This is a genomic window from Streptomyces sparsogenes (genome assembly GCF_001704635.1).
GTDB lineage: Bacteria > Actinomycetota > Actinomycetes > Streptomycetales > Streptomycetaceae > Streptomyces > Streptomyces sparsogenes.
Genome location: NZ_MAXF01000128.1, coordinates 1 through 9,650, shown reverse-complemented (window position 1 = coordinate 9,650; position 9,650 = coordinate 1). Strand labels below are relative to the sequence as shown.

Annotated in this window: 6 protein-coding genes, 2 tRNA genes and 1 pseudogene; 3 read left to right on the top strand and 6 right to left on the bottom strand. The window is 74.5% G+C overall.

Annotation, left to right across the window (positions count from 1 at the left end; translation table 11 throughout):
* Positions 1-74: 74 nt before the first annotated feature.
* Both BBH68_RS26520 and BBH68_RS26515 read left to right on the top strand, forming a co-directional pair.
* Positions 75-146, top strand: a tRNA-Val gene (locus BBH68_RS26520).
* Positions 147-181: 35 nt separating this feature from the next.
* Positions 182-253: transfer RNA gene (locus BBH68_RS26515), tRNA-Val, on the top strand.
* Between the two features lie 63 nt (positions 254-316).
* On the opposite strand, the gene BBH68_RS26510 is transcribed toward BBH68_RS26515, so the two are convergent.
* From BBH68_RS26510 to BBH68_RS26500, 3 genes are all read right to left on the bottom strand, one after another.
* On the bottom strand, positions 317-598 hold the full coding sequence (locus tag BBH68_RS26510; RefSeq protein ID WP_065966068.1) for a TFIIB-type zinc ribbon-containing protein: 282 nt from the start codon (positions 596-598) through the stop codon (positions 317-319).
* A gap of 70 nt (positions 599-668) precedes the next feature.
* Positions 669-1,601: a phosphotransferase gene (locus BBH68_RS26505; RefSeq protein WP_065966067.1), complete on the bottom strand. Its 933-nt coding sequence runs from the start codon at positions 1,599-1,601 to the stop codon at positions 669-671.
* 617 nt (positions 1,602-2,218) lie between these two features.
* Complete coding sequence (locus BBH68_RS26500) at positions 2,219-2,485, bottom strand: hypothetical protein (protein ID WP_065966065.1); 267 nt, start codon at positions 2,483-2,485, stop codon at positions 2,219-2,221.
* 254 nt (positions 2,486-2,739) lie between these two features.
* On the opposite strand from BBH68_RS26500, the gene BBH68_RS26495 reads away from it, so the two are divergent.
* Positions 2,740-4,254 carry a serine/threonine-protein kinase gene (locus BBH68_RS26495; protein ID WP_065966064.1) on the top strand — a complete coding sequence of 505 codons (1,515 nt, stop codon included), beginning with the start codon at positions 2,740-2,742 and terminating at the stop codon, positions 4,252-4,254.
* On the opposite strand, the gene BBH68_RS26490 is transcribed toward BBH68_RS26495, so the two are convergent.
* From BBH68_RS26490 to cobT, 3 genes and pseudogenes are all read right to left on the bottom strand, one after another.
* The gene (locus BBH68_RS26490) at positions 4,229-5,047 is read right to left on the bottom strand and encodes a TrmH family RNA methyltransferase (protein ID WP_065966062.1); all 819 of its coding nucleotides are present in this window, start codon (positions 5,045-5,047) and stop codon (positions 4,229-4,231) included. The two genes, BBH68_RS26495 and BBH68_RS26490, sit on opposite strands and share 26 nt — an antisense overlap.
* A 54-nt stretch (positions 5,048-5,101) precedes the next feature.
* Positions 5,102-6,322, bottom strand: coding sequence for a uroporphyrinogen-III C-methyltransferase (cobA, locus tag BBH68_RS26485; protein ID WP_065966060.1), 1,221 nt, complete (start codon positions 6,320-6,322; stop codon positions 5,102-5,104).
* A gap of 167 nt (positions 6,323-6,489) precedes the next feature.
* A pseudogene (gene cobT, locus BBH68_RS26480) lies at positions 6,490-9,060 on the bottom strand (nicotinate-nucleotide--dimethylbenzimidazole phosphoribosyltransferase); the annotation flags it as partial.
* Positions 9,061-9,650 lie beyond the last annotated feature (590 nt).

Here is a 9,650-nt window from a genome sequence, read left to right as displayed (position 1 = left end):
GAGCGCTTCCCTGACACGGAAGAGGTCACTGGTTCAATCCCAGTATCGTCCACTCGGGTCCCCTGGACCCGCTCGCGCGATTAGCTCAGCGGGAGAGCGCTTCCCTGACACGGAAGAGGTCACTGGTTCAATCCCAGTATCGCGCACACCACGGAACCACGACCTCCGTCGCGGTTCCCCAGGACGATTAGCTCAGCGGGAGAGCGCTTCCCTGACACGGAAGAGGTCACTGGTTCAATCCCAGTATCGTCCACATGATCGGCCGAGGGCCGGGGCAGCTCGCCCCGGCCCTCAGTCGTGTCCGTGCTCAGGATTCTCAGGAGGAGAAGAGCATGTGCCCGAAGCCACGGTGATGCTTGTTGTGACCGTGGTGGCCGTGGTGGCCGTGCTGGGGGGCGCCCCAGGCGGGGGCCGCCGGGTACGCCTGAGGAGCGGGCGGCGCCGGCGGAACCTGCCCGGTCCACTGCGACTCGAGCCGGGTCAGCGCCTCCAGCTCCCCGTAGTCCAGGAAGATCCCCCGGCAGCCGCTGCACTGCTCGATCTGCACGCCATTGCGGTTGTACGTGTGCATCGGCGCACCGCACTTGGGACACTGCATGGTCCGCTCAACTCCTCAGCATCAGAAAAAAGCGCTGCCGGAACGGCCGTCCGGCGGCGTTGACTTCACCCTACGCTCCGGCGAGCCGCGCGATGCGGGCGCAGGCCTCCACCATGGCCTCCTCCGCCTCGTCCAACGGCCGCCCCGCCACCGCCGCCTTGGCGAGCGCCAGCGCGGAGATCTGCACGGTCAGCGCCCGCGCGGGCACGTCGAGCCGCGGCCAGGGGTCCTCCCCGCGCCGGCGCACGGCGGGGCCGCCCGCCGCCTGGTACGCCCCCAGGAAGCGCCCCCAGTCGTCGGGGCCGAGCAGCCCGGCCGCGTACCAGGCGGCGGGGCGCGCCAGGTCCCACGCGGGGTCTCCCAGACCGAGGTCGTCGACATCGATGAGCAGCCAGCGCGAGGCGGGTCTCACCAACTGCCCCAGATGGAGGTCGCCGTGGCACAGGGCGCCGCCCTCCGGGGCCGCCCCCTCGCCACGGGCCCAGCCGGGCAGCGCCGCCCACGCCCGCAGCACGGCCGCCACGGCCGCCGCCGGTCCCGCGGCCGCGGCGCACAGCCGGGCCACGGCGCGGGCGGCCTTGGCGGGCCCGCGCATCGGCGGCAGCGGGCCCGGCAGCGCGGCGGGCGGCACGGCGTGCAGCCGCGCCAGCAGCGCCCCGGCCTCGGCCCACGGGGCGGCCCCCGGCTCCGCGGGCGACACCGGCTCCCCGTACGGCCACAGGGTCACCGCCCGCCCGTCGGGCAGCAGCTCGGGCCCGCCCAGCGGCGGCAGCAGAACCCCCGCGCACGCGGGATCGGCGGCCACCCCCACCCGGACGGCCAGCTCCCCCACCTCGGTGCCGGGGGCGTGCGCCTTCGCGACGACCTGCCCGTGACGTATGACGGTGGCGTCGGCGCGGTCGGCCAGCATGACCACCTCGCCGCCGGGCGCACGCCAGGGCGCGACCCGGCGCACAGCCTCCACCAACTGAGGGACGACGCCGCCCCGCGCGGTTTCGCTCACGGCTCCCCCTCTCGTACGGCGCGCCGACTCGTACGGCGCGCCGACCCCTGGATCCTAGGTCGGCCCGCGCACCCCGGGCGCACCCGGCCCGAACCGGCGGAAAAGCCGAAAGGGCGGAAAGGACGGCACCGATAAAGCCCGTAAACGGCGCGATGCCCGGACAGCTCCCCAGCTGTCCGGGCATTCGTGCCGTCCGCCGCACCCCCGTCCCCACGGGGTTGATGACGGGAAGTCCCCGCCCGGGCCGCTCTCCCGGGCCTGGGGCGCCTCAGCGCCCCAGCTTTCCCGCCACGGACGACGCTTGTGTGACGACGGCCTCCCGGCCGCCGAACACGATGACCAGGAGCATCTGGGGCGGCGAGCGTCTGACCTCGGGGGACGAGTGCTGCGCCCGCCGCTTGACCTCAACATTAGGCGCGGGGGCGGAGGACGGCGTCATGCCCTCGTATCGATGCCGGGCCTCCCGGAGGATGACGTCGCGCGCCGACGACTACTCCCCTGGGTGGAGACCCGGGCTCGGGACCCGGAGCCTCCACTCGGGGGCGGACTCGGGGTCAGGGATGGGTCGGGGATCGGGGTCGGGGGATGGGGTCAGGGCTTGGGGGTCGGGGATGGGGTCAGGGCTTGGGGTCTTCCCTGAGGGAGCCCTCCCCGCGCTCCCCGTCCTCGGTCCGCGGCACCGGCTGCTCGACCAGCGCCAGCACCCTGTTGGCCATGAAGCGGGCGGTGCGCACCACCGACCCGTTTCGGGTGACTTCGCTCACTTCCACCACGCCTCGCCGCACCGCCGTCTCCACCCGGCGGCCGGCCCGGCTCGCGACCACTTCATACGTCCGGGTCGTGTCACCCGCGTCCACGACTATCTCCACACGATCACCCTTCACGGGCTCAATCCCCCTTCTGCGACGGCCCCTTGAGATCTCGCATCGCGGGCCGGAGCGCGGATTGCCGCGATTCCGCCCCACTTCTCCAAGGATTCCACCCACCACTGACAATCCATCGGCCGACGCATGCCCGGCCTCTCAGCGCGCCGGGCCGTCAATCCGTAAGCTGTGCACGTCAGACGGACGGCAGCGGATGGGGCCTCCCCGCCAGGGGTACTGGGAAGGGGCCTTCCCACCGGAGGTAGGGGACGGACATGGCGATGATGCGGCTCCGGCGCGAGGACCCGCGTGTCGTCGGCTCCTTCCGGCTTCACCGGCGGCTCGGCGCGGGCGGCATGGGGGTGGTCTACCTCGGCTCCGACCGGCGCGGGCAGCGCGTGGCGCTGAAGGTGATCCGGCCGGATCTGGCCGAGGACCGCGAGTTCAGATCCCGGTTCGCGCGCGAGGTGTCCGCCGCGCGGCGGATCCGCGGGGGCTGTACGGCCCGGCTGGTGGCCGCCGACCTGGAGGCGGACCGGCCGTGGTTCGCCACGCAGTACGTGCCGGGGCCGTCCCTGCACGACAAGGTGAACGAGGCGGGCCCGCTGCCCGCCGCCCAGGTCGCCGCCATCGGGTCGGCGCTGGCCGAGGGCCTGTTGGCGGTGCACGAGGCGGGGGTGGTGCACCGCGACCTCAAGCCGTCGAACATCCTGCTCTCGCCCAAGGGCCCGCGCATCATCGACTTCGGCATCGCCTGGGCGACCGGGGCGAGCACCCTCACCCACGTCGGCACGGCGGTGGGCTCCCCCGGCTTCCTCGCGCCCGAGCAGGTGCGCGGCGCGACGGTGACCCCCGCGACCGACGTCTTCGCGCTGGGCGCGACGCTCGCGTACGCCTCGATGGCGGACTCCCCGTTCGGCCAGGGGAGTTCCGAGGTGATGCTGTATCGGGTGGTGCACGAGGAGCCGCAGTTGGCGGGGGTGCCGGACGCGCTGGCGCCGCTGCTCCACGCCTGTCTCGCCAAGGACCCCGAGGACCGGCCGAGCACGCTTCAGCTGTCCCTGCGGCTGAAGGAGATCGCGGCCCGGGAGGCACACGGGCACGGACACGGCCATGGGCACGGGGCGTTGGGCGGGCATGGCGGCCTCGGCCCCGGCGGGCCCGCCCAGCCCGACGGGCACCAGTCCGGGGGGCACCACGCCGCCGGTCATCACCCTGGAGCGCACCACTCCGGGGGTCACCCTTCAGGGGGAGGCCACCCCTCGGGGGGCGGTCACGCTTCCGGGGGCCATCCGTCCGGCGGGAGCCACTCCGGGCCGCGGCAGTCGTCCGAGCGGCCGAGCGGCCGACGCGCCGACGAGTACGCGCGCCAGCGCACGGAGCGGCGCGCCGGTGGTACGCCCCCTCCCGCGCCCCGCGCGCAGGCCCCGCGCGCCTCCGCGCCGCGCTCGGGGCCCGGCACGGGGGGCCGCTCCACCGGTTCCACCGGCCGCAACCCCGGCGCCCGCCAGACCCCCGCGCGCCCCTCGGGGCGCAACGGCGCGCGGCCGCCGGTCCGTACGGCCCGTTTGCCGCGCGACGGGCGCCGGCCCGTCGGGCCGGACCGCCGGCTGCTGCGCCAGCGGCTGATCGTCTTCGTGGTGGTGACGCTGCTGGTCGCGCTGGGCATCGCGGCGGCCCAGGGCTGCCAGGGGCCGACCTACGGGCTGGGCGCGCCGGTGCCCGCGGCCACCCAGCCGGTGGACCGGGCCCCGGCCCAGGGGCTCAGCCCTGGGGACGGCCGGCCGTGACCGCGTAGAAGGCGACCGCCGCCGCCGCGCCCACGTTCAGCGAGTCGACGCCGTGTGCCATGGGGATGCGGACCCATTCGTCTGCGGCCATGAGCGCCTGCGCGGACAGCCCGTCCCCCTCCGCGCCCAGCATCAGGGCGACGCGCTCCAGGCGGTGCGGGGCGGCGTCGTCGATGGTGGTGGCCTTCTCGTCGGGCGTGAGGGCCAGGATCTTGAAACCGGCGTGCCGGACCGCCTCGAGACCGCGCGGCCAGGTCTCGAGACGGGCGTACGGCACGGAGAAGACGGCACCCATCGACACCTTCACCGACCGCCGGTAGAGCGGGTCGGCGCAGTCCGGGGAGAGCAGCACCGCGTCCATCCCGAGCGCCGCGGCGCTGCGGAAGATCGCGCCGATGTTGGTGTGGTCGTTGACGGACTCCATGATGGCCACCCTCCGGGCGCCCTCCAGGAGCCGCTCGGCCTCGGGCAGCGGCTTGCGCTGCATGGAGGCGAGGGCGCCCCGGTGGACGTGGTAGCCGGTCACGCGTTCGGCGAGGTCGGGGCTGACCGCGTAGACCGGCGCCGGGACGTCCTCGATGACGTCCCGCATGACGTCGACCCACTTCGCCGACAGCAGCATGGAGCGCATCTCGTAACCGGCCTGTCTGGCCCGCCGGATGACCTTCTCGCCCTCGGCGATGAACAGGCCCTCGGCGGGCTCGCGCTTGCGCCGCAGCTCCACATCGGTCAGGCCGGTGTAGTCGCGCAGCCGCGGGTCGTCGGGGTCATCGACGGTGATGAGATCAGCCACAGGGTGATACTGCCTTGTCCTGGAGGTCGTGCCAATGACGCCTACGTGATTGCGTTACCGATGGTTACCCGAGGCGAGGGCGACGACGTCGCCGATCACCACGACCGCCGGCGGCCGCACCCCCTCGGCCGCGACCCGCTCGGCCACCGTGGCCAGGGTCGCGTCCACGCGCCGCTGGGTGGCGGTGGTGCCCTCCTGGACGACGGCCACCGGGGTGTCCGCGTCCCGGCCGTGCTCGATCAGGGCGGCGGCGATCGCGCCTATCTTCTCGACCGCCATCAGCAGGACCAGGGTGCCGCGGAGCCTGGCCAGCGCCGCCCAGTCCACCAGCGAGCTGGGGTCCTCGGGCGCCACATGCCCGCTGACCACGGTGAACTCATGCGCGACGCCGCGGTGGGTCACCGGTATCCCCGCCACGCCCGGCACACTGATCGCGCTGGTGACGCCCGGCACGACGGTGCAGGGGATGCCCGCCTCGGCGAGTGCGTGGGCCTCCTCCATGCCACGCCCGAAGACGAACGGGTCGCCGCCCTTGAGCCGGACCACGGCCTTGCCCGCCTTCGCGTGCTCGATCAGCGCGTTGTTGATCGCCTCCTGCGCCATGAAGCGGCCGTACGGGATCTTCGCCGCGTCGATCACCTCGACGTGCGGCGGAAGTTCGTCGAGCAGATCGCGCGGGCCCAGGCGGTCGGCCACCACCACGTCCGCCTCCGCCAGCAGCCGGCGGCCCCGCACCGTGATCAGATCCGGGTCGCCGGGACCGCCGCCCACCAGCGCGACCTGGGGGCCGCGGGCGCGGTGGCGGGGCGCGGCGAGCGTCCCGTCGCGCAGCCCGTCGACGACCGCGTCCCGCACGGCGGCGGAGCGGCGCGGATCGCGGCCGGTCAGCACGGCCACCGTCACGCCCTCGCTGCGCCCGGTGGCCGGGGTCCAGGCGGTGGACGCCTCGGCGTCGTCGCTGCGCACGCACCACACCCGGCGCGCCTCGGCCTCCGCGGACGCGGCGGCGTTGGCCTCCGGGTCGTCCGTGGTGATCAGGGCGTACCAGGCGCCCTCGAAGTCGCCGTCGCGGTAGGTGCGGCGCTCCCAGCGCACCTCCCCGGCCTCCGCCATGGCCTCGACGGACGCCGTGGCGGACGGCGAGATCAGCAGGATGTCCGCGCCCGCCGCGATCAGCGCCGGCAGCCGGCGCTGGGCGACCTGGCCCGCCCCGAGGACGACGACCCGGCGCCCCGACAGGCGCAGCCCCACGGGATATGCGAAGTTCTCGGACATGGCGATGCGGCTCTCCTCGTGCGAATGCGCTGCCGCTGCGGCGCTGGAGCGGCTGATCGACTGCTCGGCTGATGGAAACCGATCGGCGGATCGGCTGATCGGCTTCTGATCGGCTGAGCTGCTGTGGGACGTGCCCCCGCGCACACCCTACGTGGCGGGGGCGGACGTCAGCTCTTCTCCGTGACCCCGGCGGAGTCGAAAGTCGCCACCTCGTGCATCGCCCGGGCGGCGCTCTGCACCACGGGGAGGGCGAGCAGCGCGCCCGTCCCCTCTCCCAGCCGCAGATCGAGGTCGACCAGCGGCCGCAGCCCCAGCTTGTTGAGCGCGGCCACGTGACCCGGCTCGGCGCTGCGGTGCCCGGCGATGCACGCCGCCAGCACCTCGGGCGCGATCGCCCGCGCGACCAGGGCCGCCGCGCCCGCGCTCACCCCGTCCAGGATGACGGGCGTACGCAGCGATGCGCCGCCCAGCAGCAGCCCGGCCATCGCGGCGTGCTCCAGGCCGCCGAACGCGGAGAGGACGCCGATGGGATCGGCCGGATCGGGCTGGTGCAGTTCCAGACCGCGCCGTACGACATCGACCTTGCGGGCGTGCATCTCGTCGTTGATGCCGGTGCCGCGCCCGGTGACCTCGGCCGGGTCGGCGTCGGTGTAGACGGAGATCAGGGCGGCCGACACGGTGGTGTTGGCGATCCCCATCTCGCCGGTGAGCAGCGCCTTGTTCCCCGCCGCCACCAGATCGCGCGCGGTCTCGATGCCCACCTCGACGGCGCGCAGCACCTCCTCGCGGGTCAGCGCCGGCCCCGCGGTGAAGTCGCCGGTGCCCGGCCGCACCTTGCGCGGCAGCAGACCCGGGGTGTTCGGCAACTCGCTCGCCACGCCCACGTCCACGACGCACACCTCGGCACCGACCTGGCTCGCGAAGGCGTTGCACACCGCCCCGCCGCCCAGGAAGTTGGCCACCATCTGGGCGGTGACCTCCTGCGGCCAGGCGGTCACGCCCTGGGCGTGCACCCCGTGATCCCCCGCGAAGATCGCCACGGCGGCGGGCTCGGGGATCGGCGGCGGGCACTTCCTGGACAACCCGCTCAGCTGCGCCGAGATGATCTCCAGCATGCCCAGCGCGCCCGACGGCTTGGTCATGCGCTTCTGCCGCTCCCACGCCTCCCCGAGCGCCTTGGCGTCCAGCGGGCGGATGCCCTTGAGCGTCTCCTGCAGCAGATCGGCCGGGTCCTCCCCGGGCAGCGCGCGCCGCCCGTACGCCTCCTCGTGGACCACCCACGACAGCGGGCGGCGCTTGGACCACCCCGTCTTCATCAGCTCCGGCTCCTCGGGGAACTCGTCGACGTACCCCACGCACAGATACGCCACGACCTCCAGGTGGTCCGGCAGCCCGAGCGCGCGCACCATCTCACGCTCGTCGAAGAAGCTGACCCACCCGACGCCGAGCCCCTCGGCGCGCGCCGCGAGCCACAGGTTCTCCACGGCGAGCGCGGAGGAGTACGGCGCCATCTGCGGCTGGGTGTGCCGGCCGAGGGTGTGGCGGCCGCCCCGGGTCGGATCGGCGGTCACGACGATGTTGACCGGCGTCTCGAGGATCGCCTCGACCTTGAGCTGCTTGAACTGCTTGGCCCGGCCCTTGGGGAGCGACTTGGCGTACGCGTCGCGCTGGCGCGTGGCCAGCTCGTGCATGGTGCGCCTGGTCTCCTCCGAGCGGATGACGACGAAGTCCCACGGCTGCGAGTGCCCGACGCTGGGCGCGGTGTGCGCGGCCTCCAGCACGCGCAGCAGCACCTCGTGCGGGATGGGGTCGGAACGGAAGCCGTTACGGATGTCCCGGCGGTCGCGGATGACCCGGTGCACGGCGGCCCGCTCGGCCTCTGCGTATCCCTCGGCGGGAGGGAGGGGGGTGGCCTCGGGTGCGGGGGGGTCGGTTTCGGGGGCTTCGGTTTCCGTTGCCTGGGTTTCGGCGGCTTCGGTGCTGGTTGGTTCGGTTTCGGTTTCGGTTGGCTGGGCTTCGGCTTCGGTTCCGGCTGTCTCGGCTGTTTCGGCTTCGGCTTCGGTCCCGGCCTTTTCGGTTTCGGGGGCGGCGGCTTCGGCTTCGGGCCCGGGTGCGGCGACGGGCTCGGTCACGGCCGCGTCGTCGGCCGGTGCCGGCTCGGGTGCGGGCGCGTCGGAGGCGGGCGCGTCGGCGGCTGCCTCGTCGGAGGCGGGCGCGTCAGAGGCGGGCGCGTCAGAGGCGGGCTCGGAAGCCTGCGCTGCGGCCGCGTCGTCGCCCGTCGCGTCGGCGGCCTGCTCTGCGCCGGACTCGTCAGCCGTCGGCGTCGCGGTGGTCACGGCGGCCTCCGCGGCCGTGGGCGTGGCATCGGACGCGGCAGCCACCGCCTGCTCGGCGTCGGCGGAAGGAGCGGCGGAGTCCTCGCCGGCTGGGTGGTCGGCAGGCGCGGCGGCGTCCTCGCCGGTGGCGCCGGCAGGCGCGGCGTCGGAAGCGGCTGCCTCCGGCGCGACAGGCGTGGCCTCACCGCCCGGCGGCTCAGCCGGAGCAACGCCAGTGGCGGCGTCGCCATGCGGCTCGGCAGCCACCGCCTCCTCGGCCTCGGCAGAGGAGGCAGCGGAGTCCTCACCGACCGCGTCGCCCGCCGATGCGGCGGAGGGCGCGGCAGTCGCGTCCTCCTGCACCGGAGCGGTGGCCGCGGCAGCGTCCCCGCCGTCGGAAGCAGCGGCCTCCGGCGCGGCAGCCGTGCCCTCACCACCGGACGGCCCAGCCGCAGGAACACCGGCGGCGTCACCTTCATCAGCAGACGCCTCAGCGGGGGCAGCACCCTCGCCAGGGTCGGCAACAGACGCAGCATCGGGAGCGTCGGCCACAGGCGCGGCAGCCGCAGCGGCCTCCTCTTCCGGGGCGGCGACAGGCGCAGCATCGGAAGCGGCGGCCTCACCACCGGACGGCCCGGCCACGGGAACACCAGCGGTGTCACCCTCATCAGACGCCTCAGCGGGGGCAGCACGCTCGCCAGGGTCGGCAACAGACGCAGCATCGGGAGCGTCGGCCACAGGCGCGGCAGGCGCGCCCTCACCAGTGGGCGCCTCAGCCGCAGGCGCGGCGGTCACGTCCTCCTGGACCGGCGCCGCAGCCGCAGCGGCATCCCCATCGGGGGCGGCGGCCTCCGGCGCGACAGGCGCGTCCTCAACACCGGACGACCCAGCCGCGTCGCCGTCACCAGCGGGTGCGTTGGCCGCAGGCACGGCCGTCGCATCTTCCTCAACCGGTTCCTGAACCGGCGCCGCAGCCTCAGCCACAGCCTCCTCCGGGGCGGCGCGCGGCATCG

Excerpts from the sequence above, each read along its gene's own strand:
- BBH68_RS26495 (WP_065966064.1), top strand. The coding sequence starts at position 2,740 with ATGGCGATGATGCGGCTCCGGCGCGAGGACCCGCGTGTCGTCGGCTCC.
- BBH68_RS26510 (WP_065966068.1), bottom strand. The coding sequence starts at position 598 with ATGCAGTGTCCCAAGTGCGGTGCGCCGATGCACACGTACAACCGCAAT.
- cobA (WP_065966060.1), bottom strand. The coding sequence starts at position 6,322 with ATGTCCGAGAACTTCGCATATCCCGTGGGGCTGCGCCTGTCGGGGCGC.